General features: G+C 64.5%; 17 protein-coding genes and 1 pseudogene. 12 read left to right on the top strand and 6 right to left on the bottom strand.

What is annotated here, in order from left to right:
• Positions 1 to 397: 397 nt before the first annotated feature.
• Both THIMADRAFT_RS22410 and THIMADRAFT_RS22405 read right to left on the bottom strand, forming a co-directional pair.
• Positions 398 to 1,285: a hypothetical protein gene (locus tag THIMADRAFT_RS22410; RefSeq protein ID WP_139052966.1), complete on the bottom strand. Its 888-nt coding sequence runs from the start codon at positions 1,283 to 1,285 to the stop codon at positions 398 to 400.
• Between the two features lie 261 nt (positions 1,286 to 1,546).
• Positions 1,547 to 2,449: an alpha/beta hydrolase gene (locus THIMADRAFT_RS22405; RefSeq protein WP_007195419.1), complete on the bottom strand. Its 903-nt coding sequence runs from the start codon at positions 2,447 to 2,449 to the stop codon at positions 1,547 to 1,549.
• A 22-nt stretch (positions 2,450 to 2,471) separates the two neighbouring features.
• Here THIMADRAFT_RS22405 and THIMADRAFT_RS28685 point away from each other — a divergent pair, with 22 nt between their 5' ends.
• The 6 genes from THIMADRAFT_RS28685 (at position 2,472) to THIMADRAFT_RS22385 (ending at position 7,440) form a co-directional block, all read left to right on the top strand.
• Entirely contained in the window at positions 2,472 to 2,651 is a 180-nt protein-coding gene (locus tag THIMADRAFT_RS28685; protein ID WP_007195418.1) for a hypothetical protein, read from the top strand.
• Between the two features lie 49 nt (positions 2,652 to 2,700).
• Positions 2,701 to 2,856, top strand: a complete 156-nt coding sequence (locus THIMADRAFT_RS27230) for a hypothetical protein (protein WP_007195417.1) — start codon at positions 2,701 to 2,703, stop codon at positions 2,854 to 2,856.
• A gap of 287 nt (positions 2,857 to 3,143) precedes the next feature.
• A complete protein-coding gene (locus tag THIMADRAFT_RS22400) occupies positions 3,144 to 4,001 on the top strand; it encodes an HvfB family MNIO-type RiPP peptide maturase (RefSeq protein ID WP_040733864.1) in 858 nt (285 codons plus the stop codon).
• Entirely contained in the window at positions 3,994 to 4,776 is a 783-nt protein-coding gene (locus tag THIMADRAFT_RS22395) for an HvfC family RiPP maturation protein (RefSeq protein ID WP_007195415.1), read from the top strand. Before THIMADRAFT_RS22400 ends, THIMADRAFT_RS22395 begins: the two co-directional genes overlap by 8 nt.
• 105 nt (positions 4,777 to 4,881) lie before the next feature.
• Positions 4,882 to 6,861, top strand: a complete 1,980-nt coding sequence (locus tag THIMADRAFT_RS25120) for a sensor histidine kinase (RefSeq protein WP_007195414.1) — start codon at positions 4,882 to 4,884, stop codon at positions 6,859 to 6,861.
• A gap of 192 nt (positions 6,862 to 7,053) precedes the next feature.
• A complete protein-coding gene (locus THIMADRAFT_RS22385) occupies positions 7,054 to 7,440 on the top strand; it encodes a hypothetical protein (RefSeq protein WP_007195413.1) in 387 nt (128 codons plus the stop codon).
• 149 nt (positions 7,441 to 7,589) lie between these two features.
• Here THIMADRAFT_RS22385 and THIMADRAFT_RS22380 read toward each other — a convergent pair whose 3' ends face one another.
• From THIMADRAFT_RS22380 to THIMADRAFT_RS22365, 4 genes are all read right to left on the bottom strand, one after another.
• On the bottom strand, positions 7,590 to 8,075 hold the full coding sequence (locus THIMADRAFT_RS22380; RefSeq protein WP_007195412.1) for a hypothetical protein: 486 nt from the start codon (positions 8,073 to 8,075) through the stop codon (positions 7,590 to 7,592).
• Positions 8,076 to 8,325: 250 nt separating this feature from the next.
• Entirely contained in the window at positions 8,326 to 8,781 is a 456-nt protein-coding gene (locus THIMADRAFT_RS22375; protein WP_007195411.1) for a YqaA family protein, read from the bottom strand.
• 305 nt (positions 8,782 to 9,086) lie between these two features.
• On the bottom strand, positions 9,087 to 9,599 hold the full coding sequence (locus tag THIMADRAFT_RS22370) for a GNAT family N-acetyltransferase (RefSeq protein WP_007195409.1): 513 nt from the start codon (positions 9,597 to 9,599) through the stop codon (positions 9,087 to 9,089).
• A gap of 5 nt (positions 9,600 to 9,604) precedes the next feature.
• Positions 9,605 to 9,886: a type II toxin-antitoxin system TacA family antitoxin gene (locus tag THIMADRAFT_RS22365; RefSeq protein ID WP_007195408.1), complete on the bottom strand. Its 282-nt coding sequence runs from the start codon at positions 9,884 to 9,886 to the stop codon at positions 9,605 to 9,607.
• A gap of 204 nt (positions 9,887 to 10,090) precedes the next feature.
• Between THIMADRAFT_RS22365 and traL the strand changes: the two genes are divergently transcribed.
• The 6 genes and pseudogenes from traL (at position 10,091) to THIMADRAFT_RS22335 (ending at position 17,519) form a co-directional block, all read left to right on the top strand.
• Entirely contained in the window at positions 10,091 to 10,372 is a 282-nt protein-coding gene (gene traL / locus THIMADRAFT_RS22360; protein ID WP_007195407.1) for a type IV conjugative transfer system protein TraL, read from the top strand.
• On the top strand, positions 10,369 to 10,965 hold the full coding sequence (locus tag THIMADRAFT_RS22355; RefSeq protein WP_007195406.1) for a TraE/TraK family type IV conjugative transfer system protein: 597 nt from the start codon (positions 10,369 to 10,371) through the stop codon (positions 10,963 to 10,965). The genes traL and THIMADRAFT_RS22355 overlap by 4 nt, the downstream gene beginning before the upstream one ends.
• Positions 10,962 to 11,744 carry a TraB/VirB10 family protein gene (locus tag THIMADRAFT_RS28115; protein ID WP_007195405.1) on the top strand — a complete coding sequence of 261 codons (783 nt, stop codon included), beginning with the start codon at positions 10,962 to 10,964 and terminating at the stop codon, positions 11,742 to 11,744. The genes THIMADRAFT_RS22355 and THIMADRAFT_RS28115 overlap by 4 nt, the downstream gene beginning before the upstream one ends.
• A 69-nt stretch (positions 11,745 to 11,813) precedes the next feature.
• On the top strand, positions 11,814 to 12,992 hold the full coding sequence (dinB, locus tag THIMADRAFT_RS22345) for a DNA polymerase IV (protein WP_007195404.1): 1,179 nt from the start codon (positions 11,814 to 11,816) through the stop codon (positions 12,990 to 12,992).
• Positions 12,993 to 14,222: 1,230 nt separating this feature from the next.
• Positions 14,223 to 15,449 carry a tyrosine-type recombinase/integrase gene (locus THIMADRAFT_RS22340; protein ID WP_007195402.1) on the top strand — a complete coding sequence of 409 codons (1,227 nt, stop codon included), beginning with the start codon at positions 14,223 to 14,225 and terminating at the stop codon, positions 15,447 to 15,449.
• A 294-nt stretch (positions 15,450 to 15,743) separates the two neighbouring features.
• Positions 15,744 to 17,519: pseudogene (locus THIMADRAFT_RS22335) on the top strand (IS1634 family transposase).
• The last annotated feature ends 25 nt before the right edge of the window (positions 17,520 to 17,544 follow it).

Below are 17,544 nucleotides of genomic sequence, written 5' to 3'. Positions count from 1 at the left end.
CTTTTTGATTCGGAAGGGTTTTCCATTCCCCCCTCGTGTTCCGTCGCATATCGCACCCACTCCACGCGCCGCTGGCGAGAGATCCGGCCCGATCATCGACGGCCCCCCGAGCGCCGATACGACCTGTGTCGCCCGGGAACGACCCGACGCAAAGACGATGTCGGCGCGGCAAACCCTTCCCCGCGTCGGATCGCCCACTCGAGCGGCGCCGGATTCGGGCGTCTATCGACACGGGGACGGCGGAGTCATCGCAGAAGGCAGAGGCCGAAGCCGGCGGTGCGACGCGGATCCAGACCGCCCGATCTCGGCTCCGCGACTGCCGGCCTGAAAGTTCATGATCGATTTCAACGCGGTGGCAATCGTTCGCTGCAATACCGAGAGGTCAGAGGCGTCTGCATCATTGGTATAGAACGCCATCCCGTCGTCCCATCGAATAGGCTGTTTCGCCTGCCGCCATCCGCAGCCGGGCTTCGATCCGCAATTTATCCATCACCTCGGGATCGGCGATTTCCGGATACAGCGGATAGAAACGCGCCACATCGAGCGCGTTCGCGCGTGCCGCCAACTCCATTCTGCGCCGCTCCTCGAGACTAACTCCATGCAGCATCAACAAACGCGGGGCTTGGCGTTGCAGGTAACGTCGACAAAGATCCCCGTGTTCTTCGCTCTCCCAGTCCTCGCGGACCAAGAACGGCGGAAAATCCTCGGTCTCGTGGTACCTCCGGGTGAACCATTGCGCTCTCGGTTTGCTACCCGCACGCTCCGCGACGCAACGTTCCAATCTGTAGTTTACGGGTCCATGTGACCTGCTGCGCTCGGCTTCGCTCGTTTCGATCGGCATGACAGCAGCCGGAAGCGCCGCCCAATCGGTGAGTTTTGGAAAAGACGCCATCTCCGAGGCGTCGACGCAAGAGAAAATCAAGGCGAGCGGCGATTGGTCCTTCGAGTCGAGGAGCCAGTACTCGTACCGATCGGCCGCCTCGAACGGCAGTCGTGCTCCGATCAGAAACCTCGCCAACTCAAGGATGCGCTCGTCAACTCGGCCATCGTCCGTGACCGGGTTCTCGATCACCCGCTCGAGATCGCACCGCCTAATGTGCGCTGCCCTGGTAAAGCGGCCCTGCTGTCGACCGACGCTTGCTTTTCCGCCGCGAGCGTTTGAATAAATAAAATGGAACTCCCACAAATCGCCATCCATCGAAAGCGCTCGCGCATCATCGGATTCGGCGATTTGCACTTGAGCCGAGTACGGCTGCAACACGCGTTGAGAGTGAGCTTTGATCATCGTCGCCAAATTGGACAGAGGCTACAGGACAAGTAAAAACGGTGGATGCTGTACGCGTGACCCGATGGAGTCCGTGCCCCGCCCTTGCACAGGCTACAAATTTAGGCGATCGCGGGGATTTTACTACCGTACAGATGCTGTCAATATTCGCCGTAGGAGCTCCGCGGGTTGACTGTTGCGGTTGGCTAGACCCGGGCGGCGGCGCCGAGGCGACCGCTCGTCGATCCGACATCGGAGCCGGCCGGCGCCATCGCCGCCCCTCTAATTGTCGCCGAGCAGCATCTGTACATCGTCGGCAATCTCCTCGGCATAAAGATCACGGAAGAAATGATCGGCGCCGTCCAACACGATCAGGTTGACGCGCTCGCCGTCCGCTATCGGCTGAACCGTCTCGACCAGTCCGTCGACGACATCGTCCTCGCTGCCGGCGATCACCAACACCGAGGCCTTGATCTCCGGGATTAGGCTCGGGGTGTCCATGCGGGGATCGGGTGCGTAGTAGGAGAGAAAGGCGGCGGCGGTTGCGGCGGTCTCCGTACAATAGATGAAGTCGATCGGCTCGAGCATCTCCGCGCCGCGACCGTCCGAAGCGAGCTGGCGCGCCCGCTCGAGCCGGGACTCCAACGACGTGCCGTAGCGCTTCGCGTAGTCCTGCGCCGCAGCGGCCTCGCTCCAGGTCTGCGGTGCGATCAGGATCACGGCGTCGAGCGGCGCGTCCGGATGCTCGGCCGCGAAACGGGCCGACTGATTCCCGCCGCGCGAATGTCCCAGCAGGGCCACCTCTTCGACCCCTTGGCTCTGCAGCCAGTCGAGCCAAGCGCCGATCTCGCCCACGGCGTCGGTGTGCAGGTGGGTATGAGGCACGGCGCAATCATACATGCCGCTGCGGTTGTCGAGCCCCAGACTCAGGGTCATCGCCAGCGAGCTGATCCCGCGCTCCTGCAAGGCCGATTGCAGGGTCTGCATGATCTCCATGCCGCCATGGGCGAGCGTGCCGTGGGTCATGAGCACCACCGGGCCTTGTTGCCATTGGGCGCCGGTCGTCTCCAGGTTGGCGTTCAGGGTGAGGCCTCGGTTGGTCAGGGTGACCTCTTCGGCCGCTGCAGTGCCGGCAGCCAATGCCGTGGCGAGCGCAAGCCCGGCGCTGTAAAGACGAGGGTTCATGCATTGGTCTCCGTAGGGTTGAATGAATCGGGTAAGTCGGGTCGGCATGATGGACCCGGTGCAGTCGCCACAGCGCGGGCACGGCATGAAACAACAAGTGCTGAGCCCAGATCACGAAGTCGAGCATCACGATCGCATCGTCGCCTCGTGGGTCTGGATGAAGCTCTCCAACGGGGTGCCTTCGACTGCCGAGATGGCGTGATGCAAACGATGTTGGCAGATCGGAGGATTTCTATCCACCAAAGCGTTGAATGTGCTTAGCCCACCGATTCAGCGGGCTGCTGCGGGCCTGGCGCTCGCTGAACACACCGCAGAACCGCGAGGCCGTGAAGGGCTGGCTCTTCACGATCGTGCGGCGCGAGAACGCGCGCCAAACGCTGCGCGCACGTTTGGTGGAGCGGGGATGAGCCCGGCCGATGCCGTCGATGCGGTCTTGATCAAGCCGGCCCCGATACGATTATTGTCGGATCGACTGGAAACCGTCTGCCGAACGGCACCGGAGGTGGTGCCCGGAATCAGGCACACTCGGGATGCGGCGACACGACCGTCCTGGCCGGAGCACCGAACACATGGCGCCGACACCGTGCTCGCAGAGATCGTCGCGGCGGCGGTCGAGTCGATCCCGACCGAAAGAACGCCTCCGATCGCGCGGTCTCTATCCGTATCACGATCCCATCCGGAGCCCATTGACGGCATGACTCCACAACCCTACCCCGTTCACGGCGCCGGTCTCGGCCTGCGGCGCTCCTTTTTGAGTGCACTGGCGGAGCAGTCTCCGGCAGAGGTCGATTTCTACGAGATCGCCCCGGAAAACTGGATCGGCATGGGCGGCGTGAATGCGCGCCGCCTGCGCGCGCTCACCGAGCGCCATCCCTTCGTCTGTCACGGACTCTCGCTCTCGATCGGCGCCCCGACCCCGCTCGACCTGCACTTCGTGCGGCAGGTCAAGGCGTTCCTGGATGAGCACGGCATCCGCGCCTACACCGAGCATCTGAGCTACTGCTCCGACGACGGCCATCTCTACGACCTTCTGCCCATCCCCTTCACGGAAGATGCCGTGCGGCATGTCGCCGGACGCGTGCGTCGGGTGCAGGAGATCCTGGAGCGGCGCATCGCTCTGGAGAACGTTTCCTACTACGGCGCGCCGGGGCAAGAGCTGTCCGAGATCGACTTCATCAACGCCGTACTGACCGAAGCCGACTGCGATCTGCTGCTCGACGTGAACAACATCCATGTCAACGCCGTCAACCACGGCTATGACCCGCTCGCCTTCCTGGGCGCCCTGCCGGGGGAGCGGATCCGCTACGGCCACATCGCCGGTCACTACGTGGAGGCCGAGGATCTGCGGGTCGACACCCACGGCGCGGACGTCATCGACCCGGTGTGGGAGCTGCTGGATCTGGCCTATGCGCGCTTCGGGGTCTTCCCGACGCTCCTGGAGCGCGACTTCAACATCCCGCCAATCGACGAGCTGGTTCGCGAGGTCGATCGGATCAAACAGATCCAGCAGGCCCATGCGGCGCGATCGGCGCGGAGCGCGGCCGATGCCTGAGCACGCCGATGTCGTTCAACCCGATTTCATCCGACGCCAGCGCGCCTTCGCCGCCCATCTGCGCGATCCGACACGGGTCCCGAAACCCGAGGATGTCGAGGATCGCCGCATGGCGATCTATCGCGACCTGGTGTTCAACAACGCCTCTGCCTTGCTCGCGGGCAACTTTCCGGTGATTCGTCGGATCCTTCCCGACGCGCACTGGGACGACCTGATCCGGGACTTCTTCGTCCGTCATCGCGCAAAGACGCCGCTTTTCCTCGAGCTGGGACAGGAGTTTCTAGACTTTTTGCAAACCTCGCGCGCGGATAATCCTCGGGATCCGCCCTTTCTTCTGGAGCTGGCGCACTACGAATGGGTCGAGCTGGCCTTGCAGATCAGCGACGCCGAGCCGGATCGAGCCTGTATCGATCCGAGCGGCGACCTGCTCGAGGGGTGCCCCGTGGTCTCGCCGCTGGCCTGGAATCTCAGCTATCGCTTCCCGGTCCATCGCATCGGGCCGGACTGCCGACCGGATGCACCCCCGGACCAGCCGACCCATCTGGTGGTCTATCGTACGCCGGGCGACGACATCGCCTTCCTCGAGATCAACGCCGTGACACAGCGCCTGTTGATCCTGCTCGACGAGCAGACGCGCCACGCGACCGGGCGCGAGGTGCTCGTGCGCATCGCAGCGGAGCTCGGCCATCCGGATCCGGATCAGGTCATCGCCTTCGGGGCGGGATTGATGGAAGATCTGCGCACCAGGGGGGTTTTGCTCGGGACAATGCTCTGAGCGAGGCGTCGGCATCCCCGCTCCGACTCGAGCGTTCGTCAAGTCTGCCGAGGCCGATTCCATCCAAAAACATCGCGTGCCGCGCCTGGGGAGCCATCCTCGACAATGACCCTTTCTCAGCGCCTCTCCAGCCTCGGCTTTCAGCTCACCGCCGGCTTCCTCGCTCTGGTGCTGCTCTTTGCCGGTGCGGGTCTCTATGCCGTCGGCGCCTTTCAGCGCCAGTTGGCCTACGACGCCCTGGTCGAGATCGCCGGGCAGCTCGAGCTCGCCGCCGAGCAGATCCACGCGCAGGCGATGAATTACAAGCAAAACGCCCCGCGCGACTATCCCACCTACTACCGCGATGTCCGACTCTACTACCGGGATCTGACCACCCACGTCGCGACCTTCGATCAGGTCGTCGATGCCTTCATGAAGGGCGACTTCAGCCACGAGGTGCCGACCCCGTTGCCCTGGATGATGCCGCGCCTGGGCACCGGCGTGACGCTCGCCATCCGGGACTTGGAGCAGGCCTGGAAGACCTGGCGTGGCGCACTCTTCGAGGCGATCGGCGAGGACACCGAGGAGCCGCGTCTGGAATGGGCGGCCGAGCACGCCATCGCCGAGCATGCCGTCCTCGGCGATGCCACCGCAAGGCTGACACGGGCCCTGCGCGACTGGACCGCGAGCGAGTATCGCAAGGTCGTCCAAGGCGCGCTCGGTCTGGCGGTCGTGGTGGTCCTGGTCGCGGCCGCCTTACTGCTGATCCTGCGCTACCGCGTGCTCGCACCGCTGCGCCGCACCATCGCCGGCTTCCAACGCGTCGCCGACGGCGATTTCGGGCATCGCACGCCGGTCGAGGGCAGCACCGAGATCCGGGAGCTGACCGGCAGCTTCAATCGCCTCTCGGTACGGCTCGATCTGCTGCACCAGCTCATTCGCCGCCTGCAGCAGGGCAGCGATCTCGACGAGCTTCTGGGGTTCTTGAGCGGCGAGTTTCGGGATCTACTCGGATTCGACTGGATCGGGGTCGTCTTCATCGACGATGCCCGCGCCAACGCGCGCGTGGAGACCGGCTGGCTGGACGGCGGGCCGCAGCCGAGCGATCGACGGCTTTACCGCTTGCAGGGCACGCTGCTCGAGTCCGCACTGGCGGAGGCCGCACCCATCCATGTCGCCGATGCCGTCGCCCGGGTGCGCGAGAATCCGGCCTACGAGTTTCTCGCTCACCTGGTCGCGCTCGGTATGCGGGACGCGATCTTCCTGCCGCTCACCGCGCAGACGCAGACGCCCGTCCCGGCGGTGGTGGTGTTTGCGACCCGTCGCCCCGAGGGCTTCGATGCCGCTCGGCGGCGCCTCTTGGGCAACATCGCGCAGCTCCTGACCCAGGCGTTCGGGCGCACTGCCCGCTTCGCCGAGCAGAGCCGCCTTGCGGCCATCGGGGAGTTCGCCTCGGGCATCGCCCACGAGCTGCGCACCCCGCTCACGACGGTGTCCATGGCGTTGGAGTCGCTCGCCGGACTCCCGCTCGAGGAGCGCGCGCAGCGGCGCATCGCGCTGGCCTCGGGCGAGGCCGAGCGGATGCGGCGCCTGCTCGAAGACATGCTCCTCTACGCCAAGCCGCTGAGCCTGGATCTGCAGCCGGTTGATCTGGTCTCGACACTCGCCGACTTCGTTTCGGGCTATGCCGACGGCGACCGACGACACCCGGTCCGCATCGACTCGACACCGGCAGCCGTTCGGATCCTCGCGGACGCGGATCGCCTGCGACAGATCCTCGTCAACCTCACCGACAACGCCTGTCAGGCCGCACCCGAGGGCACGCCGGTGACTTGGAGCATCGAGTTGCAGCCGCCGGAGCAGCGCATCTTGCTGCGCGTGCACAACGGCGGCGAGCCGATCCCGGCGCACCTGCTCGCACGTCTGACCGAGCCCTTCTTCAGCACCAAGACCAACGGGACCGGGCTGGGCCTCGCCATCGTGCGGCGACTCGTCGAGCAGCACGGCGGGGAGATGCGCATCCATTCGGATCTCTCGAGGGGCACGGAGGTCCGACTGAACTTTCCGGTCTTAGACCACGCCCACCACGGTGTGCCGTGTTTTTAGACGGGATCGGCCCCGGCAGACTTGACGACCGTTTGAGTCGACGCGATTTAAGGCATCTCGCTCTGGACGCGGTTTAACGCCGGAGTGAACGCCCCCATCAAGACTGCCGGATGCGGCACGCGCGCAGACAATGCGATTCTCGCCGGGTCGCAACGCCGAACATCCCGCCGTCTCGTGACAGGAGCCTTACGCATGGAGTTTTTCGCCACCGCCCGCCTTCTCGCCACCCCTGATCAGCTGCGCGATCGGATCACGGGACCGCGGCTCGCCGATTGCTGCGACGCGATCGATCGGGTCCTGGACTGGCGGGAGGATCTCGATGCGGGCGAGATTTACTGCCTGTGGGGGCAGTTCGAGGTGCGCCGCGAGCCGATCCGCGGCGGCGTGCGCTTCACCCTCCCCGGCTGCCCGAACGCGCTGGCTTGGACCGTGACGGCGGAGTCGGACGCGGTGATCGTGCATTGCACCATCAACCGGACCGAGCACGATCCGGACTTCATCGAGTCGATCGAGACATTCGTGGAGGACTGGCGAGTCGGACTGGAGCGGCCGGGCCTAACCGCACGGGAAACGCTTTGAGGTCCGCGGGGTAGATCAACCGTTTCCCTCGGGTTTGAGCACGCGGTTGTCTCCCGTGCGCAGCCTGACTCTCACGGCTCGGCCACTCGGGATTTCGGCATCGACCCGACCCGTCGGGGTTGCGGTCGGGCCCCGGAGCGGCGGTCGACTCACCGATTGCCTTCGGGCGGCATCACGGTGTATTCCAGCGAGGGCGGACCCTGCGGCAGCTCGACAAAGCTGTCGCCGTGTGCGGCGATCACGAACCGGCGCCCGGCGTCGAGGCCGGAGGCCTGCGGATCGGGGTCGAGGTAAACCGTGCCGATCCAGCCCGCCTCCAAGAGGGCCGGGATCTTGGGTCCGACGAAGCCGCGGTCGAGGAGTGCCTGGCTTACGCCGTAAGAGCGCACCAGGATGGTCTCGCCCGGCTCCACCCTTGTGGTCGATCGCAGCACGGAGACGACCTCCACCCGATAGACGATGTCGAAGCGCCCCGTTTGATCCGCAGCGCTCTGCACCTCCAACACCTTCACCTCGAGCACCGCCGCGGCGTCTTCCTTGAGCCCATCCACCGCATCCGGCGGCAGAACCGCGCCGACTTGTCCCGCAAAGACGACGAGAACCCCGAGAACGAGGATGGCGAAGTATCGCGTCATATCGGCATACCTGTTTGGTCGATCAATGAAGCAGACACCGGCGCAAGGCGTTCGTCAAGTGCAGGACACGTCCCGTCGGCAAGGTCAAGCGCGGTTTCTCTCATTGGGGTCGGCAACCAAACGCGCTCGTGATGCCCGAAAGACTGCGGATCAAAAGCTTCGAGACCGCGAAACATGCGAGCGGCTCGGGACGGCCGTCCCGGCCATCCGCAGCAGCACTCGGCAAGCGCCGGTCGTCGGCGCCAGGCGCTTACTGCGTCGCCGGCTCAAGACCCAGCGGCCCCGAACCCAGCGCATAGAGCGCCAGCACCACCGCATACCGCCCGCCCTTGCCCGCCGCGGTGAGCACGCAGAACAGCCAGAACGGCGCGCGCATCAGCCCGGCGATGAAGGTCAGCGCATCGCCCCCGACCGGCAGCCAGGCCAAGAGCAGCGACCAGATGCCCCAGCGGGCATACCAGCGCTCGGCGGGGCCGATCTGCGAGCGCTTGAACGGGAACCAGGGCCGGTCCTGCCAGTGCATCAGCCAGCGGCCCAGCACGTAGTTCACGACCGCCCCCAAGGTATTGCCCGCGGTGGCCCAGAACCACAACGGCCACGCATCGTAGCCGGCTGCCAGCAACCCCACCAACGCGAGCTCCGAGTAGAACGGCAGCAGGGTCGCGGCAATGAAGGCTGCACTGAAGAGTCCGAAGTAGCCTTCCATGTCCGCGCCTAAGCTCCGCCCGCCACCGGCGCCTCAGTGCGCGAGCGCCGCACGCCACTGCCGGGCGGTATCGACCCGCCACCGGAGCACACCGCCTTCGAGCACATCGAGTTGTTCTACAAGCGCAAACGTCTGCATTTCACCCTCGGTTACACTTCCCCGATGCGATTTCTGACCGGCCCTCGAGAAGTCGAAAAGCAGGCCCCATGCACCCCTGCCCTTGGAAGACGAAAAACCGAGGGAACCTCACTCAACCTGTGATCCCGTACCCATTCGGGATCCATCCGAGGCGTAGATCGCGATGGTCACTCTCCCTGTCCTGAAAGTCGCTTTGCAATCTCGCCGATCGGGATAAAGAGACGCTTGGATTGGCTTGTAAAGCGATGAAACCCCAGGCGAGCATAGAACGCGGCCGCGTGATCGTCCTTTGCGTCCACGACAAGCGCATAGATCGCCGGTTCTGCCCGTAATGCGCGGGCAACGGCATCGACGACAAGGAGTGCACCCAGCCCCCGACGTTGATAACGACGCTCGACGGCCAAGCGCCCGATCAGTCCGGCAGAGAGTGATGGGTAACGCGGCAAACGCTTGGCCAGGCTCTCGGGCAAGTCCGCCAGCAGGATGCCCGCCGCCGCAAAGGTGTAGTAACCGGCGATCTGGTTTTCGGCGTCCAGCAACACAAAGCAGTTGCTCACGCGACGCCGGACGTCCTGCGTCACGCGTTCTCTGAAATACCGATCCAGTGCGTCGACGCCGCTGCAAAAGGCCCCGCGATCCTGCGCTCCGAGAAGCTCGATATGAAATCCGTCTCCGACCACGAGCGTTACGCGTTCAGGCGAAGGTAACGCGCGACGGCGCGCTCCATCGATGGCGTGAGCGGTTCCGGGTTCAGCAACGCCTCCGCGAACCGATGCTGATCCTCGACCGACAGTCGGATGATGCAGGCCTCCTCGATGGCGCGATGGGCCGCGTCCCGAGCGGCGTCGACGACAAAATCGCTGACACTGCGTCCCTGGAGCTCGGCGGCGCGCCTGACGACGGCCAGCACCTCGGGCGATACCCGGGCCTCGAAGCGGGCGGTGCGGATCGTTTCTCTCGGCATCATGGTGTCCTCGGTTTCTTCAATAATCGTACGTAACTCATCCGTACATTGTAAACCGCGGGGTCGCGACACCTCCTCGCCGTGACGGCGGACGCGACGCTGTTCCCCCTGCGGCTAAGCGTATGCTTTCGGAGGGTTATCGCCGTAGTCGGCCGCTTTGGCGTGACGCACCATGCGCTCACGCGAAGACCGCGCCACAGGCCCCCGATGGAGACCCTCGACCTTCCCCACCACATCGACGAACCGCCCACGCTGCTGTTGTGGCACATGGACGATCTGATGCCGCTGGTGCTGGCGCTCGTCGCCGGCATCCTCGCCGGACAGCTCGTCATCGCCCTGCTGCTCGGCGCCCTGCTCTCGCACGGTTACCGGCGGTTTCGCGACCGCCAAGCCGACGGCTACGCGCTGCATCTGATCTACTGGTTCGGCCTCATGCCGCTCGGGGCACGCTCCACGCCCAACCCCTTCGCACGGCACTACGTGCCATGACCCTCGGCGACTTTCTCTCCACCTGGCGCGGCACGACACTCGAGAACCGCGTCTGGCGCATCACGGTGCTGGTCCTGGTCGCCTCCAACCTGATCCTGGTCGGACTGGTCGGCCAAGTCGAGCGCACCGTGGTGCTGGTCCCGCCGGTGTTGGAAGGCGAGGTCACGATCGCGCGCGAGTACGCGAGCCAGGCCGTCGAGGAGTCCTGGGGTGTCTACGTCGCCCAGCTGCTCGGCAATGTCGGCCCGACCACGGTCGACGGGCTAGTGCGCGTCCTGGATCCGCTGCTCTCCGGGGGCCTGCACCGCGAAGTCATGAAATCGATCGCCGATCAGACCGAGGCGATCAAGCGCGAGAACATCGCCATGCACTTCGCCCCGCAAACCATCGCCCACGACACCGCCACCCGCACCGTCTTCGTCACCGGACAGCACAAGACCGAAGGTCCGGCGGCCGCCCCCGTGCTGAACCGACGCACCTATGAGCTGCGGGTCGAGTTCCGCAACTACCGACCGCTGATCACCCACCTGGAGGTGTATCGCGGCGATCCGCGCAGCGCGCGCGATGCCCACCCCGAGGACACGAACACATGATCACCCGACGTCTTTCCATCCTGGTCGCCGTCCTGGCCGCGTCGAGCGCACAAGCCGATCCGACCTTCGAGATTCCCCCGGTCCCCTGCACGCTGCTCGACGCAGGGTGCACGCCGAGTGCCGTCTCCTCGGTCCTGCGGCCGTCGCGCTCCGAGGCGTCGCCCGAGGGCCTGATCCGCACCGTCATGGGCGGCGGAGCCACGCCGGCGCCGCGCACCGGCGGGAACTTGCCGGTGACCCTGGAGCTGGGTCCGCGCAACCTCACCGTCACGCCGGGCACCACGGTGCTGGTCGAGATCGCCATCGGGCACCTCAACCGCATCGTCACGCCCTTTGCCGACCCGGTCGTGAGTACCGTCTCCAACGCCTCGACACAAGTCGACGGCAGCGTGATCGAGATCCCCATCGACGGCTACGCCGTGGGCGAGGACGGCAAGGTCGGGGTGCGCGGGCGGGTGGTCTCCAAACAAGGTGTCCTGCTCGCCAAGGCACTGCAGGCGGGGTTTCTGCAGTCCTTCTCGCAGATCTTCAACCGGATGCCGACGATCCCGGTCAACACCGGCACCGGCACGGACCTGCAGTTCCAGTCCATGCTCACGCCCCAAGCCCTGAGTGCCGCCTCGGCACAAGGCGTCGGCGGGGCAATGGATCGTCTGGCGAACTACTATCTGGACATGGCCGAGCAGCTGCTGCCGGTGATCGAGGTCGATGCCGGACGCGGGGCGGAATTCATCCTCAACCGCGGGGTGTCGATGAAGCTCGCCGACGTGGTGGAGTAACATTACGGTGATCGACGTCGGTCGAATCGATCGCGCTCCGCAACCCGCCCGCCGAGGGTCCATCTCCGCATGTCCCGCCTCGTCATGCACGTCGATCTCGACGCCTTCTATGCCGCCGTCGAGCAACGCGACCGCCCGGATTGGCGCGGACGTCCCCTCGTCGTCGGCGCCGAGCCGGGTCGGCGCGGCGTGGTCGCCACCTGCTCCTACGAGGCGCGGCGCTTCGGCGTGCACTCGGCCATGCCGATCGCCGAGGCGGTGCACCGTCTGCCGGCGGAGACGGTCTACGTGCGACCGGATATGGCGCGCTATGCCGAGGTGTCGCGGGAAATCATGCGGGTGCTTGGCACCCTCTCCCCGCTGGTCGAGCCCGTCTCGATCGACGAGGCGTACCTGGATGTTTCCGGGTTGGAGCGGCTGGTCGGTCCGCCCGAGGTCGTCGCCCGGCGCACCAAGGCGGCCATCTATGAGGCGGTCGGGCTGACCGCCTCGGTGGGGATCGGTCCGAACCGCCTGATCGCCAAGCTCGCCTCGGACGTCCGCAAACCGGATGGACTCCTGGTGGTGCGCCCCGAGGAGGTCCGCGCCTTTCTGGATCCGCTGCCGCTCGCCGCCCTGCGAGGCGTCGGCGCCGTGACGGCCCGACGACTCGAACGGGCCGGCTTGCGGACGGTCGGCGACGTGCGTGCCCGGGCGCTCCCGGATCTGCGCCGACGCTTGGGCGCACGCACCGGCACCCAGGTGCATCTGCAGTCGAACGGCATCGCCGACGACCGGGTCCATCCGGCCACCGAACGGCAATCGATCTCCAAGGAGACGACCTTCGCCGAGGATGTCGTGGACAGCGACGTGCTGTACGACACCCTGCGTTGGGCCGCGCAGGAGGTTGGCTACCTGGCCCGACACGCCGCGCGCAAGGGCACGCTGGTCACCTTGAAGATCCGCCTGCACCCCTTCGAGACCCATACCCGCTCCCGGACCCTGGCGGCACCGAGCGCGGACGATCGGATCCTCTTCGACACGGCCCGGGACCTGTACCGGGCCGACACGCATTCAGGTCGCGCGGTGCGGCTGATCGGTTTGGGTCTCTCCGGCTGGGCGCAGGCGCCCGTGCAGCCGGATCTGTTCGCGGACCTGGATACCCGAGAGCAGGATCATTCGGATGATCGCCTCGACGCGACGCTCGATGCGATCCGACGTCGCTTCGGCAGGCACTGCATTCAGCGTGGACTCTCTCGGCGGCCGTAGTGATGCATCGACCCTGTTGTTGACACGTGCCTTCTCCCGGGTGTTTCGACACGGATGTCGACTGCTCGTGAGGGCGCTTCCGGCAAACGCTCTCGCCACCGGCACACAAGCACAGGAAATCAGACCGCTTGGACACGGGAGGGAGAAGCCGGTATGAGACCGCGACCGAAACGGCGGTCGAGCGCAAAGGCCATTGGCTCACCGGCTGTCTGCGGGACTTTCGCGAGGATCGTCTTGGCGTCCTTCGACTGGACCCTCGAATGGCTTGCGGCGTGTCGGATGCGCGCAGCAGGTTGCATCCACTTCACCGACTCCGGGATTGCGCCCCTTCGTCAGGTCGGCAACACCGATAGCGCACACGCCTACCGGGGCTGTTCTGCTCTCCTCGCCTAGCAGTAAGCATCCACGGCAGCCCGCGAGCACGCCCGGGGAGGCGGCGTCATAGCTCGACGGCGTTTCCGAATCGCAACGAGGCAATTGAAACGAATGCTCCCGGGCCTTCGAACCATTGGATCGACCGAGGCAAGTGTCGACGAATCCTGTCGGCGAACTGCGGCGCCGATTGGCTTCGGGCGTCCAACTGCGAGAGGCGCACAACTCAACCGTTGCGGACACCCCGAGCGTCCCAAGGCGGTAGTGACGTTGGAAGGTCATCTTCGCGAAACCTGAACTCTGGAACGAGTCGCGGCCCCGTATCCTGTCGTGCAGGGTGCGCAACGCATGACGTGCTCGGAATCTTACACGGAAGGCCACGCGGTCAGACTGATGCGTTAAGGGAAAGGTCGTCTCGTTGCTGCCCCAAACATCGGGATCGATGCCGATTCGCCGCGACGTGGGGGGGACGCTAGATCCGCTACGGCGGCATCGCCGAGTGCCGGGGGCAAGCATGACCGTCAGGCAGACATCAGGCGAGGATCAGCCGAGTTCGGCATCCGCGATGCCCCATGCACCACTCAACAGATAGAAAGTTTGGTTGGGGGCAATTTTGGGGGCGAAATGTTTACTTCAGAGCTTAATGATTTCTAAACGATTTTTTTATTATATTTTTTAATGTTAGTGGCGGAGAGGGAGTCCGCTATAACGACAATCAAAGATATCCTCATGAGTCCAGAAGTAAAAATAAAAACAATAGTTTGACGAGTTTCACGTGCAGCAAGATCCGAAAGCGTCTACCATAGGCACAGACCATTTTGTGGGTACGTTTGTGGGTATGACTTGGGGGATCGGCTCATGGCACGCAACATCCATCGTCTGACCGATCGACAGGTGAAGAACGCCACTCAGCCGATCGGCGACGGCGGCAATCTGTGGCTCTACCCCGAAGGCCATGCCCGCCTGTGGGTCTTTCGCTACAGCAACGCCGGCAAGCAGCGCGAGATGGGGCTGGGCGGATATCCCGCCGTCACGCTGGCGGAAGCACGCCAAAGGGCCGCAGAAGCGCGAGAGCTTCGCCGACAGGGTATCGACCCGATCGAGCACCGCGCGCAAGCGCTCGCCCCCGAAACCGCACCCGAGGTTGTTCCGACGTTCACCCAAGCCGCCGCGGCCTTCATCCGGCTGAACCGGCATGGCTGGAACAATCGCAAACACGCACGACAGTGGACGGCCACGCTTAAGACCTACGCCCGCCCGATCCTCGGCAACAGGCCCGTGGACAAGGTGACGACCGAGCACATTCTGACGGTGCTCAAGCCCATCTGGACCACGAAGACCGAGACCGCCAAACGCGTCCAGGGGCGCATCGAGAACATCCTCGACTTTGCCGCTGCCCGGCAGTGGCGCGATCCGGCGAATCCGGCGCGCTGGCGCGGCCATCTCGACAAATTGCTGCCGAAACCGACCAGGGTCAAAACGGTCCGGCAGCAGCCCGCTTTACCCTATCAGGATGTGGGCGCGTTCCTGGTGGAATTGCGCAGATTGACCAGCGTCTCGGCACGCGCGCTCGAGATCCTGATCTTGACCGCATGCCGCACCGGCGAAGTCTTGGGTGCACAATGGACCGAGATCGACCTCGCGGCCCGCGTGTGGACGATACCGGCAGCGCGCATGAAGGGAAATCGCGAGCATCGCGTCCCGTTGAGCGACGCCGCGATGGCCGTCATCGAGACCCTTCCGCGCATCGTCAATCACCCCTACGTGTTTCCTGGCGCCAAGCATGGTCGACCGCTCTCCAATATGGCCCTGCTGCAGGTCATGCGCGGCCTGGGGTACGGCGTCGGCGGCACGCGGGGCGACGCGGTTCCGCACGGATTCCGTTCGTCGTTCCGAGACTGGGCCGGTGAAGTCAGCAGCTTCCCGAACCACGTCTGCGAGATGGCCCTGGCCCATGTCATCGGCAACAAGGCCGAAAAAGCCTATCGACGCGGCGATCTGTTCGACAAGCGCCGCGCCATGATGCAGCAATGGGCGGACTGGTGTGCCGGGAGCGACGTCACCGATGCCGAGCTGGCGACATGAGCAAATGCCCGGCAAGCGTGCCGAATACGCCATGCCATGGATAACGATCGGCTGTCTGCCGTCGACGGTATGTGATCATGGTTGCCCGAATCTACGCCGGGTGTCGACCGAGAATACCGTGATTACCGTCTAACCCGTCTTCGACTATTCGACCCTGGATTTCGCGATTTTCGGGCCAAATCGACCCGAGCGTTAGTGTAAGTCTCTGATCGTATTAGAGCGATTCATGCCGAATCCCCTGTAGTGCCGACCTTGGTCCTTGAGCCAGAGGGCCGGGCCGAGGACACTATCGGCATGTTCCTACGCTCTAAACTTCGCAAGAAAGACGGCAAAGAGCACCGCTATTGGAGTGTGGTGGAGAACCGTCGTGTCGCGGATGGGCGGGTGGTGCAGCGCCATGTGTTGTATCTCGGGGAGATCAACGACGTGCAGCGCGCGGCCTGGTGCCGCTCCATTGCCGTGTTCGACGAGGACACGGGCACTGCGACGCAGTTGGCGCTGTTTCCGGAGGACCGCCCGGCGCCGGAACTGGCCTGCGCAGTGGTCCAGGTGAAGTTGAGCGGATTGCAGCTGCGTCGTCCCCGACAATGGGGCGCGTGTTGGTTGGCTGGCGAGTTGTGGGACCAACTGCAACTGGACACCTTCTGGCAGCCGCGACTGCCACCGAGCCGCAAAGGGACGCGCTGGCTGAATGTGCTCAAAACGCTGGTCGCCTATCGCCTGATCGACCCCGGCAGTGAATGGCGCCTGCACCGTCACTGGTTCGATCACAGTGCCATGGGTGACCTGCTCGGCGAGGATTTCTCTATTGCTCAGAGTCACACCCTCTATCGCTGCCTTGATCATCTGGTGGAGCACAAGCAGGCCTTGTTCACCTTCCTTCAGGAGCGCTGGCGGCTCTTGTTCGATGCCCGCTTTGACCTGCTCCTCTACGATTTGACCAGTACCTATTTCGAATGCGACCCGCCGGAGCATGGCAAGCGCAAATTCGGCTACAGCCGTGATAAGCGCTCTGATTGCGTGCAGGTGATCATCGCCTTGATCGTCACCCCGGAGGGTTTTCCGCTGGCCTACGAGGTGCTCGCCGGCAATACCCTGGATAAACAAACCCTCACCGACGCCCTCGCCAAGATCGAGGCCCAATACGGCAAGGCCGAGCGCATCTGGGTGATGGACCGCGGTATTCCGACCGAGGAGATCCTGGCCCTGATGCGTGCATCGGATCCCCCGGTGCACTATCTGGTAGGCACTCCCAAAGGGCGCTTGACCAAGCTGGAAAAGTCTTTTCTGACCAAGCCCCGGGCCGCGGTGCGTGACCAGGTCACGGTCAAGCTCCTGGACCAGGACGGCGAGTTGTAAGTCCTGGCTCGGAGCGCTGGGCGCCAAGACAAGGAACGGGCCATGCGCCGGCGGCGTCTAAAGCGCTTATGCAAACGCCTGAAGGAATTGCAACGGCAAACGCTCAGCCGTGACGAGCTCTTATTGAAACTCGGCGCGGCCAAGAAAGACGCCGGGCGCGCCTATGGATTGATGCGCATCCAGGTGCCCGCACCCGATGAATCCGTCACTGCCGACACCTTCACCTTTTCGCTCAATCGCAAGAAGCTACGTCAGGTCCGCCGCCGTGAGGGGCGCTACTTATTACGTTCCAATCTCACCAGCAACGATCCCGTTCAACTCTGGACCTGGTACATCCAACTGACCGAAGTCGAACAGGCGTTCAAAGAACTCAAGGGTGACCTGAGTGTTCGGCCGATCTATCATCAATTGGATCGGCGCATCGAAGCGCACATTTTTGTCACCTTCCTCGCCTATTGTCTCCAAGTCACCCTGAAGGCCCGTCTGCGCCCCCTCGCTCCAGGTCTGACCCCAAGGTCTGCCTTGGAGAAATTCGCCGCCATCCAGATGGTCGATGTGCATCTGCCGACAACCGATGGACGTACGCTGATTTTGAGCCGCTACACCGAGCCGGAACCCGACCAGCAACTGCTGCTCGACCGGCTGAATCTGCAACTGCCCGCGCAGCCGCCACCGAGGATCACCGCCGCGCTCCAAGCCCTCATACACTAATCGCCTGTAGTGCCGACCTTCGCCC

This window comes from Thiocapsa marina 5811, from assembly GCF_000223985.1.
GTDB lineage: Bacteria > Pseudomonadota > Gammaproteobacteria > Chromatiales > Chromatiaceae > Thiocapsa > Thiocapsa marina.
This window is presented reverse-complemented; position numbering and strand designations above follow the sequence as displayed.